The sequence below is a fragment of the Mycoplasmopsis pullorum genome (assembly GCF_001900245.1).
In the GTDB taxonomy this organism is placed as follows: domain Bacteria; phylum Bacillota_I; class Bacilli_A; order Mycoplasmatales; family Metamycoplasmataceae; genus Mycoplasmopsis; species Mycoplasmopsis pullorum.
The window spans coordinates 666,545-685,610 of record NZ_CP017813.1 but is presented as its reverse complement, the minus strand read 5'-3'; the positions used below and the strand labels follow the sequence as shown (position 1 = coordinate 685,610).

General features: G+C 29.2%; 16 protein-coding genes. 2 read left to right on the top strand and 14 right to left on the bottom strand.

Annotation, left to right across the window (positions count from 1 at the left end):
- Nucleotides 1-2: 2 nt before the first annotated feature.
- Genes BLA55_RS02790 through BLA55_RS02775 form a run of 4 tightly spaced genes read right to left on the bottom strand, consistent with a single transcriptional unit; the run spans nucleotide 3 to nucleotide 5,051 of the window.
- Nucleotides 3-2,003 carry a hypothetical protein gene (locus BLA55_RS02790; RefSeq protein WP_073372571.1) on the bottom strand — a complete coding sequence of 667 codons (2,001 nt, stop codon included), beginning with the start codon at nucleotides 2,001-2,003 and terminating at the stop codon, nucleotides 3-5.
- The gene (locus BLA55_RS02785; protein ID WP_073372570.1) at nucleotides 1,987-2,850 is read right to left on the bottom strand and encodes an ABC transporter permease; all 864 of its coding nucleotides are present in this window, start codon (nucleotides 2,848-2,850) and stop codon (nucleotides 1,987-1,989) included. The genes BLA55_RS02790 and BLA55_RS02785 overlap by 17 nt, the downstream gene beginning before the upstream one ends.
- The gene (locus BLA55_RS02780) at nucleotides 2,843-3,694 is read right to left on the bottom strand and encodes an ABC transporter permease (RefSeq protein ID WP_073372569.1); all 852 of its coding nucleotides are present in this window, start codon (nucleotides 3,692-3,694) and stop codon (nucleotides 2,843-2,845) included. The genes BLA55_RS02785 and BLA55_RS02780 overlap by 8 nt, the downstream gene beginning before the upstream one ends.
- Nucleotides 3,678-5,051 carry an ABC transporter ATP-binding protein gene (locus BLA55_RS02775; protein WP_073372568.1) on the bottom strand — a complete coding sequence of 458 codons (1,374 nt, stop codon included), beginning with the start codon at nucleotides 5,049-5,051 and terminating at the stop codon, nucleotides 3,678-3,680. Before BLA55_RS02775 ends, BLA55_RS02780 begins: the two co-directional genes overlap by 17 nt.
- Nucleotides 5,052-5,407: 356 nt before the next feature.
- Between BLA55_RS02775 and BLA55_RS02770 the strand changes: the two genes are divergently transcribed.
- Nucleotides 5,408-7,201 (top strand): ABC transporter ATP-binding protein, encoded by a 1,794-nt coding sequence (locus BLA55_RS02770; RefSeq protein ID WP_073372567.1) that lies wholly within the window; start codon nucleotides 5,408-5,410, stop codon nucleotides 7,199-7,201.
- A 9-nt stretch (nucleotides 7,202-7,210) separates the two neighbouring features.
- Nucleotides 7,211-9,079, top strand: a complete 1,869-nt coding sequence (locus tag BLA55_RS02765) for an ABC transporter ATP-binding protein (RefSeq protein WP_084107654.1) — start codon at nucleotides 7,211-7,213, stop codon at nucleotides 9,077-9,079.
- A gap of 38 nt (nucleotides 9,080-9,117) precedes the next feature.
- On the opposite strand, the gene BLA55_RS02760 is transcribed toward BLA55_RS02765, so the two are convergent.
- The 10 genes from BLA55_RS02760 to BLA55_RS02715 form a co-directional block, all read right to left on the bottom strand.
- A complete protein-coding gene (locus BLA55_RS02760; protein WP_084107652.1) occupies nucleotides 9,118-11,580 on the bottom strand; it encodes an endonuclease in 2,463 nt (820 codons plus the stop codon).
- Between the two features lie 155 nt (nucleotides 11,581-11,735).
- Entirely contained in the window at nucleotides 11,736-12,584 is an 849-nt protein-coding gene (locus tag BLA55_RS02755) for a YhjD/YihY/BrkB family envelope integrity protein (protein ID WP_157089915.1), read from the bottom strand.
- A gap of 199 nt (nucleotides 12,585-12,783) precedes the next feature.
- Nucleotides 12,784-14,214 carry an Asp-tRNA(Asn)/Glu-tRNA(Gln) amidotransferase subunit GatB gene (gene gatB, locus BLA55_RS02750; protein ID WP_073372564.1) on the bottom strand — a complete coding sequence of 477 codons (1,431 nt, stop codon included), beginning with the start codon at nucleotides 14,212-14,214 and terminating at the stop codon, nucleotides 12,784-12,786.
- A complete protein-coding gene (locus BLA55_RS02745) occupies nucleotides 14,204-15,532 on the bottom strand; it encodes an amidase family protein (protein WP_073372563.1) in 1,329 nt (442 codons plus the stop codon). The genes gatB and BLA55_RS02745 overlap by 11 nt, the downstream gene beginning before the upstream one ends.
- Entirely contained in the window at nucleotides 15,532-15,834 is a 303-nt protein-coding gene (locus BLA55_RS02740) for an Asp-tRNA(Asn)/Glu-tRNA(Gln) amidotransferase subunit GatC (protein ID WP_073372562.1), read from the bottom strand. The genes BLA55_RS02745 and BLA55_RS02740 overlap by 1 nt, the downstream gene beginning before the upstream one ends.
- Nucleotides 15,835-15,844: 10 nt before the next feature.
- On the bottom strand, nucleotides 15,845-16,699 hold the full coding sequence (locus tag BLA55_RS02735) for a pseudouridine synthase family protein (RefSeq protein WP_084107650.1): 855 nt from the start codon (nucleotides 16,697-16,699) through the stop codon (nucleotides 15,845-15,847).
- Nucleotides 16,700-16,701: 2 nt separating this feature from the next.
- Nucleotides 16,702-17,289 (bottom strand): SMC-Scp complex subunit ScpB, encoded by a 588-nt coding sequence (gene scpB / locus BLA55_RS02730; RefSeq protein ID WP_073372561.1) that lies wholly within the window; start codon nucleotides 17,287-17,289, stop codon nucleotides 16,702-16,704.
- Nucleotides 17,279-18,010 (bottom strand): segregation/condensation protein A, encoded by a 732-nt coding sequence (locus BLA55_RS02725; protein WP_073372560.1) that lies wholly within the window; start codon nucleotides 18,008-18,010, stop codon nucleotides 17,279-17,281. Before BLA55_RS02725 ends, scpB begins: the two co-directional genes overlap by 11 nt.
- 1 nt (nucleotide 18,011) lies before the next feature.
- Entirely contained in the window at nucleotides 18,012-18,758 is a 747-nt protein-coding gene (locus tag BLA55_RS02720) for a lysophospholipid acyltransferase family protein (protein ID WP_073372559.1), read from the bottom strand.
- 2 nt (nucleotides 18,759-18,760) lie between these two features.
- A complete protein-coding gene (locus BLA55_RS02715) occupies nucleotides 18,761-19,066 on the bottom strand; it encodes a 4'-phosphopantetheinyl transferase superfamily protein (RefSeq protein WP_073372558.1) in 306 nt (101 codons plus the stop codon).

Here is a 19,066-nt window from a genome sequence, read left to right as displayed (position 1 = left end):
AATTATGATTTCATTTGTTTATAGTATTCTAAGGTAATTTTGCTATTTAAATCATTGCTTACTGGATCGATTTCTTTATGAGTAATTTTTTCAGTATTTGCAATTTTATACAACTCTTGAGCTATAACATCATCTTGACCATCACCATCAAAAAAGTAATTTTTATAGATAAATAAATTATCTAAAGCGATTGGTAATGAATAATTAATATATTCAAAGTTATTAATATTTAAATAGTCAGTATTGAATAATTTTTCTTTATAAGAATCAGATTCTTCTTCAGGATCAAAAGCTAAATCACTTCAAGCAAGTAAATCAAGTACTCAAAGATTTAATTTTGAAGAATCAAATTCTGAATTTTTAACAATTTCTGAAATTCAATTATGTTCCGTTTTAATTTCATTCTCTTCTAAATAAGAACTTAAAGCTTTCACATATAAGTAATTTCAAACTAAATCATGATTGTTGAATTTACTTAAAACATCATTTTTAAAATCTTCAATTGTTAAATTTGTAGTTGCAAAATTTTGTAAAATTTGTGGTTCGTTTTGACTTTGATATTTTTGTACAATATCCGCATAAAAATTATGATATTCATTTTCTGAATCAAGACTTAATTCAAATAATTCAGGACAATTAATTTGTTGAACTAAATATTCTACATATTCTGAAGTTTTATTTTCAGCAAAATCTTCACTAAATAATTCTTCTAATTTTGGAGTTTGTCAGTCTGTAAAATATTTTTGTTGTCCTTTGATAATTGCTGCTTTACGAAGTTTTTCAAATTCTCAATCAGGATGTATTTTCTTTAACTCACGATACTGTAAATAAGCAACATTAGCATTTTGATAAGCTGTTTGTGCCATTGCTTGATTATAAATTTTTGCATTTTCATCTGAAATTGAAGAACTTTGTACGTATCCATCAACTAAAAAGAGATTTTTTTCTGGTTTGACAAAACGTATGGCACTACCATCTTCAACATCAGCATAATTATCACTTGAGTAATATGCATCAATTCCATCACCATTATAAATGATTGCTGCATGCGCTTTGGTGTCGCGTTCAACTGGATTAATTAAGTTATTGACAATATTTAAACCATCGCCAATAAAGTTAATTCTTGATGTATTTTCAACACCAAAACCAGTACCATCTTTAATTAATTGTTTGAAGTTTTTGATTAATCTTACATACGATTCATCATTAACTGAACCAGTAAATTCACTGTCGGTTCTTACGTGTGTATCTAAATTAAAATCGTAAGTTGAACCATAAAGCATATTGTCCCGAATTGCATCAGTTATATTTCAATATTTATAACCTGATTCGTTTAATATTTTTAGAATATTGATTAATTTATAAGCGGAATCTTGATATTCTTCAGATTCGTTTAATCTTTCAAAGTCTATTTCATTAATAGATTCACCTGTTTCTTCATCTATAATTCGATATTTTTGATCTATTTCAACTTTCGAGACATTATAAGCAATAACCGCATCTTGATTAAAATAAGGCATGAAATATTCTCATAAATGTCTTGGTTTATCGAATTTTTCGCCGTTAATATCAGTGGTTAAATACTCATCATAAGATTTCAAATGTTCTCAAGTCTCTTTAGTTAAAATAACTTTTAAAGCTTCTTCATAGTCTTTTTCGTCTAAATCAGGAATATTTAATAAAGAAGCATAATCAATTTTTTTCAATAAATTTTGTTTGATTAGGGACACCGCTAAGTAATCTGTCCCAATTCCGGCCACAGCTTTATTATTAATAATTGATGTTGTAAATTCAGTAATTTCATTAAATTGTTTGTAGTTGAATGTTTGTGCGAGACTATCAATTAAACGGTGTGACATCGATGCTTTATAATTGTAAAAATTTGGTTTAAATTTCTTTTGACTTTTTAGTGTTAAAGTAGTACCTAAAATAGTACCTGCTAAAGCGATACCACCTAGATAGAAAGCTAATTTAAATAACTTGCTTTTACGAATCTTTGCCAATTTTGACCTTTTTAAATAGTTTCTTAAAAATACTTTGTTTTTTATTTTTATCGCTTTCTACAAGGTTTTTACGTTTTGAAAATACATAAATAATATTTCCTAATAACGAAATAAATAACAAAATAGTCCCTAAAACAAGAGCTCAAGATTCGAATGCACCTTCATATAATTTAAGTCCAATTGTCGATGTGTTTGAAACTGTTCTAGTAATAATAAAATCATCAAAACTTAAAACGGTTGAAACCACAAAAGTCATAATAATCGAAGGTAACATGTAAATAAAGTAAGTTTTAAATCATGAACGTACCACAGAGTATCCCAGATCCTGTGATGCTTCAAGCAGGTTGTTATTAAATTTTTCGCTACGTGGTAGCATTAACGAAATTCCATATGGTAAGGTCATAACTGTGTGAGCTACAATTACACGTCATAACCCCTCAGAGTCGGAACTAATAATCCCAAAAAAGATTGCGAAAACCAAAACAAGCCCAATCGCAGTGATATTGTCCGGATTGATAAGTGGGATATTTGAAGTAGCTGTAACTGTCCCCTTAATGGTTTTTTGTCTTTGACGGTAGATTGATCAGACTGTAATTAAGCTAATTGCGATTACTATAACCGAAGTAACAATCGCAATAATAATTGAGTTAACTAGTGCAACATCACGCTCTGAATCAAATAGGTGTAATCAGTTATTTCAAGTAGGACGGTTAAATGTAGTTGTGAATGTCCCTTTTTTTGAAGTTTGATTAAATGAAAATACAGTCCCTGCTAAAAGCGGAATGTACACAAAAGCAAGGATAATGTAAATGTAGATTTTCTTAAAAAAGTTTGCAATTCTACTCATAATGTGCTCCTTTTTTAAGTTTGAAAATTAGCCTTGGCATCAATAAAATGAAACTATAAATACTAATAAAAATAGCAGAAACCACTAAAACAAGTGATGATCCTTTTGCTAAATCGTATTTATTTCCGGGATTAATTGTAATGTTAATTAAGTCCCCAATTAATTGGTTTTGTGTACCATTTGGTAGTAACTTTGCTGAAACTACGAATGTTGTGGCACTACTTAGAAAAATCATCCCAAAACCACTTAAAATAGCTTTTGTCGAATAAGGGACAATTACTTTAAAAACTGTTTGGAATGTATTGTACCCCATATCATTGGAAGCTTCGATAATATTTTTAGGCATATCTTTTAAGACACTATAGATTGGCATAACCATCAAAGGTAAGTTTAAGTACATTAAACCTACAATTAAAAATAATTCGTTATTTAATGAGTTTGAGTCCGAAACTAAGTTAACAAATAAAATTCTTAGTGAATAAATTCTAGCAATTGTAAAAATAGCTAACGGACTTAAAATTAAGCTCATTGAGTAAATTTGAAAAATTTTTGATTTGCTTGAACTAACAAAATAAGCATATGGAAAACCGATTAATAAACATAAAATCGAAGCAGCAACACCAACACGTAATGAACGTAAAATGATATTTCATGTTGCTGGTTCTTTAAGTAAAATTCAGTTATCATTATATCCATTTCCAGAGCTGTTTGGTAGTGGTTTTAGTGCATTAAAGATGATTAAAATAATTGGTAAAATAATCAGTAAAAGTGCAATTAGTAAATACGGAACAATTAAATAAATTTTCTTATTCGAACTTAAAAATAAGCTAATTCTTGAAAACATTTGTTTCGTAATCTCACTTAGCATCTTTTTTCATTAAATGAATAGAGTCAATTGTTCACGATAAATAAACTGTTTCACCAATTTCGAATTTTTTAGGTGTTTCCACATGCATAATTACATCATTTTCTAACTCAACATCTAAGTAGAAATAGCTACCACGATATGACATATTTTTGATTGTACCAATAAGTGCATCCTTGTTTTTTGAATTATTGGTAATATCAATATCTTCAGGTCTAATTAAAGCATCAACTTCTTGATTTTTTTCAAATTCATCACTAGTGTGGACTGTTTTGAATTCTTTATCAAAAATCTTAACTTTATTATCACCTTTAAAATGTGCATTGAAAATGTTTGATTCACCAATAAATGATGCGACTCATTTATTTATTGGATAATCGTAAATGTTTTTTGGTGTGTCATATTGTTCAATTTGTCCACCACGCACAACAGCAATCCGGTCAGATAATTCTAACGCTTCACTTTGGTCGTGAGTAACAAAAATAAATGTTAAACCTAATTCTTGTTGAATGCTTCTTAATAAAACTTGCATTTTTTGTCTAATTTTAGCATCCAGAGCAGAAAGTGGTTCATCTAATAAAAGAATCTCAGGTTCAATAACTAAAGAACGAGCTAAAGCAACTCTTTGCTTCATACCACCTGAAAGTTGGTTAATTGCTTTATTTTCATTTCCTTTAAGACCAACAAGCTCAATCATTTTAGCAATTTTTTCATCCATTTCTTGGTTGGTCATTTTTCGCTTAAAGTGCTTATTTTCAAATGCTTGGACTTTTTGATTTACATAATTTTCTCAATATGAGTATTTAAAGTCAGAATCATCAAGTCAGTCCTGACGTTTTTTATATTGGTGTGTAGTTGGTTTTAAATTTTCTAATTCAGCTTCAAATTTTTGTTGTTTCTCATCTAATTGAGCCATTTTTTTATTTGCTAAAGCTGTTCATTGAAGTTTCTTTTTCTCCAATAGATGAATGTATTTTTGGTTAATTGTTTCTCTTGGTACTCTTTTTAATTTAAGACCATAACGAATATTACCTTCAACATTTAAGTGAGGAAATAAAGCATAATCTTGGAAAATTGTTGAAACATTTCTCTTGTGTGCAGATAAATCTTTAATATCTAAGTTGTTAAATTTAATTTCTCCACGAGTCGCTCACTCAAAACCACCTAATAATCTTAAAATTGTAGTTTTTCCTGATCCACTAGGTCCTAAAAGAGTAACAAATTCACCTTTATTAATTTTTAAATCAACATTGTTTAAAACAACTTTGTCTTCAAATTCTTTAACTATTTCAATTAATTCAATAATTGTATTATTTTCTTTTTTTGAATTTTTCAATTTATCTCCTTATATTTAATAAAATTTTGGTTAAAACTGATTAAAAATCAGCCTAACTACAGGGAGACGCAATCGAAAAGATTTTGTGAGTATTCTTCAGTAAGAAAATCCAATGTTGGATATTCAACATCGCAAAACAAAAACAGTATATTTTTTATTTTTAATCCGATTTCTTTTCTTATCTGTTTAGTCATGAAAAAAATTATATACAAAAAGAAAAAAAATGCTGTTATTTTGTAAATTTTTTTAACTACAAATTTGACCTATAATACATGCTTATAGTGATTAAAATCACAAGACTAAATCAATTTAGAACATTAAATATGCTATAATATAAATCAATTTTAGGAGTAGCTATGATTAAGATGTTTAAATTGTTACCAAAAGACATAAAATATCAATTTTATTTCGGAGTCGTTGTAATCTTTTTTAACGTAATAATTAGTTTGATTTTACCTCTTTTTATTAGTCAATTTTTAAAGATTTTGCTTGAAAAAGATCCACAAAAAATAATTGACATTTCAATTTTTAATACATTCATTATTTTTCAAGGTGTTAAAAGTGTAATTTTTAAAAAATTAATTATTACGGTAATTATCCTGATTTTGCTTGCTGTCATAACATCACTTTCTGGTGTGGTCATTACTACTTGAGCAGGTGAAAAAAGTAGTGAATTTTTTAGAAATAGAACATTTCAAAAAATCCAAAGAATGAGTTTGAAGGATCTTGGTACACTTACTCATGAAAGTTTAATAACCAGAGTTTCAAATGATGTTGCTGTATTCTGGGAATTCATCACCGGGGCAACTAGTACATTAATTAGAGCACCACTTTTAATTGTTGGTGGAATTGTCTTTTCGCTTTTAACAGATTTATCCTTATCATTAAGCATCTTTTTTATTATTCCACTCATGAGCTTTGTGGTATATCTTATTATTAAAAAAAGCATGCCATTAATGGAAGAAAATCAAAAAGTAATCGATAATTTAACTAAAGTGGCTGACGAAAACATTTTAGGTGCTCGTTTGATTAAAAGTTTTAATTTATACGAAAAGCAATCAAATAAATTTAATGAAGTAAATGATAAATGATTAAAAATTCAAATCAAAACTAACAACTTATTCTCACTTGGAAATCCATTGTTCTTTAGCTTAATAAACATAGTCGTCGCTTTTATTTATATAATCGCTTCGCAAAAAGTGCGTAGTGGTGTTATTGATACTAACTTTTTAACTAACGTTAACGTGTTTATTGAATATATGTTCAATATTTCTTTTGGAATTCTTTTATTAAGTATGTTCCTTGGAGTTATTTTTAGAGCAAGGGTTTCATGTCGAAGAATTTTAGAAGTTTTAAATTGACAAATTGAAGATTTAGAAATCACTAATGGAATTGATTTGAGTCAAAATAACGATGCTTTAGGAATTAAAGTTAAAAATTTAAACTTCAAATTCTACTCTGAATCACCAGAATTCGTACTTGAAAATATTAATTTTGATTTAAAACCAAGACAAACATTGGGGATTATTGGTCCAACTGGTTCGGGAAAGTCAACTTTAGTAAATTTAATAATGAATAACTATAAATATAATGATGGTCAAATTTTAATTAATGACATCGATTTACAAAATATTCAAACCAAAAGTTTGCGTCAAAATGTTGGTATTGTTTATCAAGAACCAATGTTGTATAGCGGTACAATTAAGAGTAATTTATTGTTTGCTAAACAAGATGCAAACGAAAATGAAATTAAAGAATCATTAGAAAATTCATGTGCAATTGATTTTGTCCGTACATTTGAAGATAAAATTGATCACAAAATTGAACAAAGAGGTAAAAATCTTTCTGGTGGTCAAAAACAAAGACTTTCAATTGCTCGTACCTTATTATTAAAACCAAAAATTCTAATCTTAGATGACTCAACTTCTGCTTTAGATAACATTACAACCAAAAGATTATTGTCAAATATTAAAAAATACAACGCGACAACAATTATTATTAGTCAAAAAATCAATTCAATTAAACACGCTGACCAAATTATGGTTTTAGAAAAAGGAAAAATAACGGGTTTAGGTTCGCACGAGCAATTAATTGAATCGAATGATTGATATAAAGAAATTTATTTAAACCAATTAGACCTAGATAAATAAAGGATTAAAATGATCAAAAAAGCAAAAATATTAAGAAAAAAAATCAAAGAAAAACCAAAATCTAACTCAGATTTTTCATCAGTTAGCGTTTTCTTTAGGTTAATTAGTTATTTAAAATATCAAAAAAAACTTTTTCTAGTTGGTTTATTATTCTCATTTTTAAATGCTTTATTTTATGTTGTTGGAAGTTTTTATGTCGGTTATATTTTCCGTGAACACTTTGACTTAATCATCCAAAGTGATTCAGGAGCAAATTTCAATTTAACCAAATTTAGTATTGACATTGCAATCTTTATCCTATCCTTTATTTTATACGGTGCGCTCAGATACTCCGAAAGTGTAATTTACGTCCGCTTGTCATTTAATAGTGCTGCAAAAATGCGAAAAGAAGCAATGGAAAAATTGCTAAATATGCCTATTTCATACTATGATCAGAAAAAAGCTGGCGATTTAATTTCGACTTTGATCAATGATATTAATAATGTTGGTAATACAATTTTCAACACAATTAATAATTTCTTTTATAACTTTTTTAATATCTTATTATCAGTTATAACGATGATGTTAGTTTCGTCGGTTCTGACTGTAATTATTGTCCCAGTAGCTTTGGGATTATTTAGTGTTTCAATTTTGGTTATTAAACGTGCTCAACCGCACTTTGTGCGTGTACAAAACCTATTTGGTGAATTAAATGGATACGTTGAAGAAATATTACATAATATCAAAATTATGAATGCTTTTGATCGTAGAGACTTTATTTTTGACAATTTAAAAGTTATTACCAGAAATATAAAATTAATCGCATTTAAAGGGGACACTGTTGCACGCAGCAGTGAACCGTGATTTGGGATGGTAGCATATACCGTTCAATTACTTATTATCATAATTTCAATTTCATTTTACTTAAACAAAGTCCCAATGTACGGAATCAAAGCTTTTGGTTTAGATCAGCATGGATACGCAACATCCGGGACAATCGTTACATACATTTTCTTAAATTGAAACTTCATTGGTCCATTCCAAAACTTGCTTTCTACTAACTTTAGTATTCAAGTAGGTTTTGCTTCAACTTATCGGATTTTTAAAATTATTCACTTACCAAACGATTCGACTAAAGAACTTGAGCACTTAAAATTAACTAATGTTCGTGGTGAAATTGAATTTAAAGATGTTTATTTCAAATACTTACCTGAGTCACCAACTTGACAATTGAAAAATGCTAATTTCACTGTTAAACCAGGGGAAAAAATCGCATTGGTCGGACCAACCGGTTCAGGTAAAACAACAATTATTAATTTAATTAATAAATTTTACAATTATCAGCAAGGTAGCATCACAGTGGATGGACTTGAATTAAAAAATATTGATTCAAATAATCTACGTGATAATATCTCAATCGTCTCACAAGATTCATTCTTACTAAATGACACTATCATGAACAACTTTTTAGTATCGAATCCAAAGTTAACTACTGAACAAATAAAAGATGTCGCTCACTTAACCCAAGCGGACCACTTTATAAATTTATTGCCAAATTCATATGACACTATGATTGAAAATGGTGGTAACGAGTTTTCACAAGGTCAAAAACAAATTTTATCAATTACTCGAGCTCTTTTAGCTAATCGTCCAATTTTAATTCTGGATGAAGCAACTTCAAATATCGATTCAATCACGGAAAAAATTATTCAAAGATCATTAGATAAATTAATGGAAAACAAAACCTGCTTTATTATTGCTCACCGTTTAAGTACAATAAAAAATGTCGACAAAATATTGGTTATCAAAGATGGTAACATCATTGAAATTGGTAACCATCAGGAACTAATCGAGCAAAAAGGTTTTTATTATAACTTATACACTAGCAGCTTTGAATAGGATAAGAAAACACCACTTTTACTAGTGGTGTTTTTGTATTAATTTCTGACCAAAATACCTTGATCATTAAATGTTTCACTTCCATCACCTCAAATTAGGTTAGGTAAATTTGGATAATCGATAAATGGATTTCTTAATCCGCCATAATAATTATCAATTGCGTTATTTCGATCGACTTCACTTAAGTCAACTGGATCGTTATTCGATCAACTTAAATATTCATTTAAGAATTGATCTGTGAAATATGGAAAGACTCCGGTAAATACTTTTCTACCGTTATCTGTTGCCATTCCATTTCTATGTGTCGCTTGGAAGTAGAAGTAAGCTCTAGCAACATCACCTTTAAAGAAATCGATTGGTTCAGAGTATCCGCCACCAACTTTTGTACCGTTTTGTGATGTTCAAGACGGATTAGAAACATTAAAGTGTGGTAAATTACCACGTCTCTCATTTACTTTAGCATCAGTAGGTCAAATAAAGTGAGCATCACTGACAGTTGGAGACACTTTTCCGAATCATGATTGAGGTATTACGTGTTCACGGTTAAATCCAGTACCTTCATTTTTACCTGATTTACCTGAACCTCCTCCACCAACTCGTTTTTCAAATGTGTAATAATAAGGATCTGGTCCACTAGGGTTTTCGCTATAAATATCTCAAATAGTACCATCATTTTCACTATATTTGTCTATAAATGATCTTGTATAGATATCGTATAATGAAGCATAAGAACCAATACGTGATGTTTTGCTTTTTTGAAGTGCATATAAAGACTCTAATAATTCTTTACCTCTTTTACCTTGAAGAGAACTATAATATGAATTAGCTTCATAGTGTGTTGAATTTGAAATTGATAAATCAACTGGTGTACCACTATTATCTGAAGTAGTTCCTGAGTTATTCGGATTGTTTGATGTTGAAGTTCCGCCGGTTGTATTCGACGTACCTGAAACATCACTTGGTTGATTTTCATTATTTGTATTTACTCTTGGACCTTCACCTAAATAAATACGTTGAATATATCTTTTTCCATCATAGTTATACGCACCTTCGAGATCGTATTTATTTCCATTTTTGAAATTAAACTGAATATATTGACTGCTTCCGCTTGACTCCAATTCTAATTTTGAGGAATCTGCACCTGGTTTAAGAGTGAAAATTTCCTTCTTACTGTATAAGAATTTTTCAGTTTGGGGTTGTAAAAATGCACGTATATTTGGATATTTTTTAGCCTTAGCAATAGTTTCTTTTAAATTATCTTCATTTGCTACTATAAATAAATTGGTTGCATCAAATGCTTCTGATGGATCTGTGCCATTAGTGTTAGAATCTGAACTATTTTCATCGACTACAACAGGTTCTTCAGATGGTTGATCAATCTTACCTCAACCAAATCCCTGACTATATTCAACATTATTATAAGTATAGTTTAATGTTACAGAATTATCAGTGTATGTAGCTGTTATATATTTTTTACTTCCAGCACTTTTAACTGTTAATTTTTCAAGTTGAATACCAGGTTTAATTAAACCAATTCTTTTTGGAGATTTGCTATTTCCATTAATGAAATATGTTTCTTCTTCATCGATATAGAGTCTAATTGTGTCTCAATTTTTAGATTTTGCAAAATCAACTTCAGCTTTAAGCACTTCTAATGTAGATCCATCTTCTATTAAAATCTCTTCACCATTGATTTCATCAGCGTCTGAATTTTCATTTGATGTATTATTAGGTTCTTCAACTGGTTTGTTTGAGTTTTCAATTGGAGTTGGAGTATTTGAATTATTATTAGAGCTTTCAATAGTTGATTCAACTCATGGATTCTTAATTTCAAAAACTTGTGAGTATTCTTTTGAATCGTCTGTAAAAGAATATACAATTGTTATTTTTTTACGTTCAATTATTACATTTAATCTAACTCTATTAAATCCTTTTTTAAATTTAATTTCTTCACTTGTTCATTCATCACGGATTTTGAAAACATTTGAAAAATTATCAAAACTTAACGATTTATTTGAACCTAAAAATAACGTTCTCTCTAATGAAATATTACTATTTCCTAATTCATCATTAATGAATTTGATAACTTTATCTTCATCAACTAATTCAAAAACATTGTTTTTATCTTTTTGAATAGTTGTTTTTGGTTCTTCACTTTTATCAGAAGCATTATCTACTGGTGTAGTTGGTTTTTCATCAGTAGGGTTTGAAGGTGTATTATCTTCTTTTGGTGTTTCTTCTTTAGGTCCTTCGGGAGTTTTTTCCTTATCTCCACTATTTTCCTTAGGTTGTTCTTTGCTTCCATCGTTTTTAGGATTGTCAGTTGTTGGAGGTGTTTGATTGTCTTTAGGTTGTTCTGGTGTTTCTTTATTATTATCACCTTGACCATTAACAGGTTCTGTAGGTTTTATCGCTTCACTCTTATAATCACATGCTGCCGCTGTAGCAATAAATGGTAAAACTGATAAATTTGTCAAAATAAAAAATTTGCTCTTCTTCATAAATTAATTATATTATTTTATGTTTTAAATACATTTTAATGACATTAATAAACTAAAAATGTGGTTTTAAAGACAAGTTTTTGTTTATATTCAAATTTTTAATGAAATTTTTTACACATTTAAAACAAAAAAAATGCAACCTAAATTGCATTTGATTAAAATTTGAATTTTCGTCGTTTTGGAAAGGTTCGTTGCGAAACAAATAATTTATAATACGACTCATTAACTATAATTCCTAAAAATAGAAAGTATGATAATAAACTCACAAAAAGAGATAAGTACATAAAAATACCAAGTGAACCATATTTGTTGTAGTTAATGAATTTATAACTGATTCAACCGAACATACTAATTAAAATTCAAATCGGAATACATGAAACCACAATTCCCGAGTTGATTTGACGTCATTTAATTGCGAAGCTTGGTGTAAATCTAAGGAGTGCAAAAATTCCAAAATAAAGAAAAATAAACAGCATTACAACAAAAAAAACGGTCGCTAAAAGGCTATGATTTAAAACTTTAATTTCATTTTCGGTAATCAACAATTTAGCAGCACTAGCAATTAAAAAAGTAATAATAACAAAAAAAGAAATATAAAGTCCTATTCCAAAAACAGCAAAAAAACCTTTAATTCGATAAGTAATTTTCGAAACCACTGAGTTTTTATGATTGTAAATGTGATTTTGAGCTGTTATAAAATTACTATATCCACTGCTACTAATTCATAATGTTGATAGTAGTAAAAGAACAATTCAAGCACCACCAGTACCAGTATTATTTTCTTTAAATTCCTGAATTGTACGACTGATATTTGGGATGATACGAGCTAGAATACTTTCAATAAAAAAATCTTTAAAATTATAGGTATTAAAAGAAATTAATCAGAGAAAAAAATAGACAAAAATTACAATTGGAACAAATGAAACTAGAAAGTAAAAACTAGTTGAAATATAAATAAAATAAAAGTTTTTCGAAATGAATTTTTTGTAGATGCGATTAATCATTTCATTTGCTTTTTTACTATTATTCAGAAACTCGCGTAACATTGTAATGTGTAAGATGAATCAAATGATTTTTTTAATAATAAATTCAACAAAATTAAATTCAAATCGTGACGATCAAATTATGTTATTTACTAATTTAGTCTTTTTAAATCCAATTTTATATTGAGTAATTGGGGACTGAAAACTTTTTTGAAGTTTCCTAAATCGAAAATTTTCTCTTGAGAAGATCTTTAGCAATTTCATCAGATAATGTTGGAGAAATTTGTCCACCAGTTTTTTTCATAGCAGCACCTAAAATCATTTTAAGCACACGCTCTGGACGATCCAATTGTTGTGTAATTGTTGCTTCGTTTTCGCTAATAATTTCAGATAAAATTGATTCAATTACGTTCTTGTCAATAATTTGTTTTAATTGATGTTCATCTAGTAACTTGTTAATATCACCGTTGAATTGTACTAATAAAGGTACAAGTTTTTTGAGTGATTTACCAGATATGATTTCTGAATCTAAAAGTTGCATCGCTTGTGCAATATTTTCTGCTTTTATTCCTAATTCATAAGCTTTTACGTTTTGAGCGTTTGCTAAAGAAACAACTTCAGCAAAGAAGACTTTTGACAATTTGTCGCGATCACTATAAATTATACTGTCAAAAAATTGTGCTAATTGCAAGTCATTAACCAAACTTTGAATGTAAATATTATTGATATTTTCTGACTCGTATCTGATTTTTTTATCTCATGGTAATTCAGGTAATTGAACACTATCAATAAATTCTTTACTTAGTTTAATAAAAGGAATGTTTGGTTCTGGAAAGTATTTATAATCAACTTCTCCAGTTTTTGTTCTCATTACCACTACATCCATTAACGAATCATCAAAACGTTTAGTTTGTTGTAAAATTGGTTCATTTTTCATGATTTTAGCATATTGAATATCAATTTCTTTTTCAATCGCTTTTTTAATATTACTTAATGAATTTAAGTTTTTAATTTCTACTTTGGTACCAAATTTTTTATAACCATAAGGACGTAGTGAAATATTAACATCCGCACGTAATGAACCTTGTTCTAATTTTGCATTCGAAATACCTAAAGCTAAAACTGTTTGACGAATTGCGTCGACATATAAAGCTGCTTCTTCAGCACTTCTCATGACTGGATAAGTAACAATTTCAATAAGTGGTACACCAGCACGATTATAGTCTAATTCAGTTACATCACCAACATGATGCTGTCTGGCTGTATCTTCTTCTAAATGAATTCTTTCGATGTCAATTAATTTATTTTGACCGTTTTCAAGAGTAATTTGGATTTGACCATTTTTACCAATAGGTCTGTAAAACTGAGTGATTTGGTAACCTTTTGGTAAATCAGTGTAAAAATAATTTTTACGATCAAAATGTAATTCGTCATCAATTTCCATTTGCAGAGCTTTTGCTAAAGCTACTCCATTTTTAACAGCTTGCTTATTAATTAGTGGTAAAGTACCTGGATAACCTAAATCAATTTGGTTAGCTTTAGTGTTTGGTTGAGCATTAAAATCAATCTCAATTGGCGAAAACATCTTAGTTTTAGTTGATAATTCAACGTGAATTTCAATTCCAATAATTACTTCAAAATTATTTTTCATCAACACCTCCTAAAATGTTTTCAAAGTACTTGGCAATACCAATTAATTTTTCATCGTGATAAATTTGAGCATCTAAAGCTAAATTAACAAATAAATTATCACTTGTTTGGATTCAAGGAATAGTAATTGAAGGATTACCACCTAAATTTGAACCTGTTAAAATAAAGTCCATATAATCATGCGATTTATTTAATGATGCATCGATTTTTGGAGCGACATCAGCTGATGCTGGGAAAATAACCACATCGTAGTTTTGATGTAAATCATTTAAGTAATCACGAATTACACGACGCACTTTTTGAGCCTTGATAAAGATTTCAGCTTGATTTTCACTGTATAAATAATAGTTACCAAGTACCAAACGTCTTTGGACCATTTTACCAAATCCGGCACTACGTGTGTTGGTCATAATTTCGCTTCAAGTTTCACCATCTTTACGTTGTCCAAAAGCGATACCGTTTAAATTTGATAAGTTCGAACTTGCTTCAGAGTACGAAACAATATCATAAACTGGTTTAATTGCACGTAAAAGTGTATCGTTAACATCAATTTTAGTTACTTGAATATCTAAAGAATTTAATTTATCAATTAATTTTGTATACTCATCAGCGACAAATTTTTCAAGCTTATCCGACACATCTAATCAAGCAACTTTCAGCGGCTTAATAGGACTGACATTGTCGCTCATTGGTACCATAACACTTGTCATATCTTTAGTGTCCACACCATAAACGCAAGATAAAATATTATTCAAATCATCAACATTATGCGAGAAAAAAGATACTGTATCAAGCGAAGAAGCGTACGCAAACATACCATAACGTGAAATTGCACCATAGCTAGGTTTAAAACCAACTACACCATTATATGACGCTGGAAGTCGCACACTGTCCCCAGTGTCACTACCAAGTGCGAACGAAACATTTTTAGTTAATGTCGCAACCGAACCACTTGAAGAACCACCTACTAGTCTTGTAGAATCGTACGGATTAGTGATAAGTCCAAAAGCAGAAAAAGTCCCAGTTCCACCAAGTGCAAGCTCATCATTGTGGACTTTTGCAACCTTGATTGCACCTGCATCAATTAGTTTTTGTACCACAGTCGCATTATAATGTGGATTAAATCCCTCTAAGATTTTGCTTGAAGCTTGAGTAGGAGCATCATTGGTAGCAAAAACATCTTTAATTGTAAAAACAGCATTTGCTAATTTACCACTTTCATTGGCTGATTCGGGATTTTCATAAACATAAGCAATAGTATTATTATTGTCGTTTTTTAATTCTTGAAGTGCTTTAGATACATTTCCTAAAACTTTCATTATTTAACCACCTTTTTAGTAATGATATAGTCTGAATCCGATTCATGTGCGTTGCTTAAAATTTCTTGTTTTGAAATTGAATACGAAGTATCAACTTTATCTTCTCTTAAAAAGTCTACAAAATAGGTCTCATTAATATGTGTCATTGGTTGAACTTCATGTGTATCAATTTGTTTTAATAACATTAAATTTTTTTGTAATTCTTCTCAATCGAGCAAAATACCATTTAACACTTCTTCAGTAGGTTCGAGCATTAATGCATGTGCAATTTCAATTAATTTTTCTCTAGTAATTTGTTTCATGAATTCCTTTCTATCATTTCACTTCGCTAATAAATTCTTGATTATTTAAATAAGCAAATTGATCACTTAATTTTTGTAATTTTAGTGTGTATGCATGCAACATTAGACGATCCGCTTTCTTACCACCATATTTTAAATCACCATAAATTGGTGTACCTAAATAGAATAAAGTTGCACGAATTTGATGCTTGCGACCGGTTTTAATTTGTGCAAATTGTTTTGTGTTACTTTCAAAAAAGTATGTACTGCAACGTTGTGATTTATCACTTTTTTTATTAGTTGAAAAAATCATTTTTTGTTTAACATCATCTTTAGTTAAAAACCCCTCAACTCTTAAATCACGTCCAAGACGGTCCGCTTTATAAACGTAAGTTTTAACAATTGCGTTTTTATTAGTTAATTCTTGCAAAATTTGATAATTTTTAGCATAAATAACTAGTCCGCTGGTTTCTTTGTCCAAACGTCCAATGTGTGAAATTGTGAAACTATCATTTGGTGTAAATTTTAAATAATCCATGATTTGCGAATCTAATGAATCATCGTTTGAGTGCATCACCACACCAGCTTTTTTGTCTACAATCAGAATATTTTGATCTTCATAAACTACTTTAAAATCTCTTTTTTTTGATTTTGTAATTTCTTGGTCTAAAATTTCACTTTGCTCTAGTCCATAAACTCAAATTTCATCGCCTTGTTGTACGACATAATCTTTTGAAAAATTTCGTTGGTTGTTAATTTTTATATCTTTTTTACGAAAAAGACGTTCCAATCTTCAAGTTGGAACGCTCGGAAAATATTTCATTAAAACTTTGATTAATTTTCTTCCGTGGTCGTTTTGTGTTGCTCTAATTTTTGATAAAGTCATGATTACATCTCTCTCTGACTAGCAAATAAATCAAAATCATTCGTTTCCACTTCTTCATCTTCATCATCAGAAACATTGATAAAATTGAATTCGCTTAACTTTGGTAAATCGGATAAATCTTTGATTTTGAAATAATCATAGAATTTATTGGTAACACCATATAAAACTGGATGTCCCGGTGTTGGTGAAATACCAACTTCGGCAACTACACCTTTAAGTAGTAAGCTATTAAGCACTTGGTCGCTTGCAACACCACGAATTTTAGAAATTTGACTTCTGGTTATTGGTTCTTTATACGCAATAATCCCGGCAACTTCGATCGCTGCATTTGAAAGTTTTTGTTTTGAAACTGTATTTACAACTTTTGAGATGTATTCTTTAACAGATTCACGAGTACTTAATTTATAAACACCATTGAATTCAACAACTTTAAGACCGCCGTCTTTTGAGTTATAACTTTTGATGAAGTCATTCATTACTTTTTTAGCTTCGCTATGATTATTTAGTGAAAATGTTAATTGAATTTGTTCTAAATTAATTCCTGCATCACCAAATACATATAAAAGAGCTTCAATAATCTTATCTTTCATATTCAGGTCCTTTAAATAATTTTATTTTGTCAAATTGTGAATCTTGTTGAATTACAATTTCTTGTTTACGTGATAAATCTAATAATGCAAGCAAAGTAATAACAAAGTGATTAAGCGATGGAACACTAAAAACTTCTTCAAAACTAACTTCATCACGGTTTTTAAATAAATCGCGAATGTAAAATTCTTGATCTTTAGCTGTTAAGTTGAATGTTTTTAATTTTGTCACACGTAAATTTTGTGCATAAACACGCTCAAACATTTTTCTTAATGTAACAATTAATTTTAATGGATTTGAGTGACCATCTAATTTAGTATCATCTTTATCAACAATATAATCATCTAAATCGCTCATCGTTTTAATGAAAATATCCTTACGGAATGTTTCTTGTTCACGTAAAGCTTGTGAAATTTTTTTGAATTCTTGATATTCCGCTAAACGTTGAAGAATCAAATTTTTATCTTCTTCGACTTGAACTTTTTCAACCGGATCGCTTAAGATCATTTTCGCTTTTAACTGCACTAAAGTCGCAGCCATAACAAGGTAGTCACCAGCAATGTCAATATCATTTTCTTTTAAATTATTAATAATGTTTAAATATTGAGTTGCTAATTCAACTAAATTAACTTGTAAAATGTCAATTTTTTTATCTTGAACCAGACTTAAAAGCAAGTCCAAAGGACCATCAAAATCGTCTAATTTAATGTCGTAATTATTCATTTTATTTTATTTCGCTCTCAACAATTTTACGTACACGTTCACCAACCGCTTTAGGTTCTTGTCCGATAAAGTCCATTGGTTTAATTGGTTTGTGGAAAGTAACTGTAACAACTAATTTTTTTGCTCTTTTTGAATTGAATGCTTCTGAAGAATTTGAAATTGTAACAGGTACCACTTGTAAAAATTCATTTTGTGCAACTTTGAAAGCTCCACCTTTAAATTCTCCGAGTTCATTTGGAGTACTTACACGTGTTCCTTCTGGAAAAATAACTCCATAAGTTTTGTTCATTTTAACAAATCTACCGAATTCACCAAGCACTTCCAAACTTTGACGGAAGTTGTTACGGTCAATTGCAAAAGTATCAATTAATGACATTGCATTACGAATTAATCTTTTCTTTAATAATTCTTGTTTAGCAATAAAAGTTGGAATTTTATTCACTTCAGATTGTTCGTATGATTGTTTTTCAAGTGCTTGTAGCATAATTAAAGCATCAGCATTTGATTTATGGTTTGGTGTTAAAATCACTCCACCATTATTTGGAAGATTGTCGTAACCTTGAACTTCGACTTTAACACGGTACAACTTTAATAATTTTTTGGCATATTTTAGTAAAAAATCATTTCTTTGTTGTTCGGTTAACATATCTGGTGTACGACGATACTTACGTGCTTGAGAGTTGATTCTCATCATTCTGATTAGTCAAATTGGACCAAACAAAATTTTCTTTAAAATAATTAGACTCATTTTTACTCCTTTTTCATTACAAAAGCTACTAAGAAATCTTCTTCATGTGAAATACTGATTCAAAAATTTGGATGCTTAACTCCTTTATCAGTGATGTCCAATTTAACTTGATCAAAGTGACTATAGCTGTTGTCACTTTTAAAAATCGCTTCTTTGATAGCTCAAATTTTGGCTAAAAATATTTGCTTTTGTTTTTCATTTGTAATGTTTTGATAAATTTCGTATTCTTCTAAATGTAAAAAACGTTGAATGAAAGCGTCTGTTAAATTTGCAAAACGACTAATTTTAGCAAGATCAACGCCAATCAT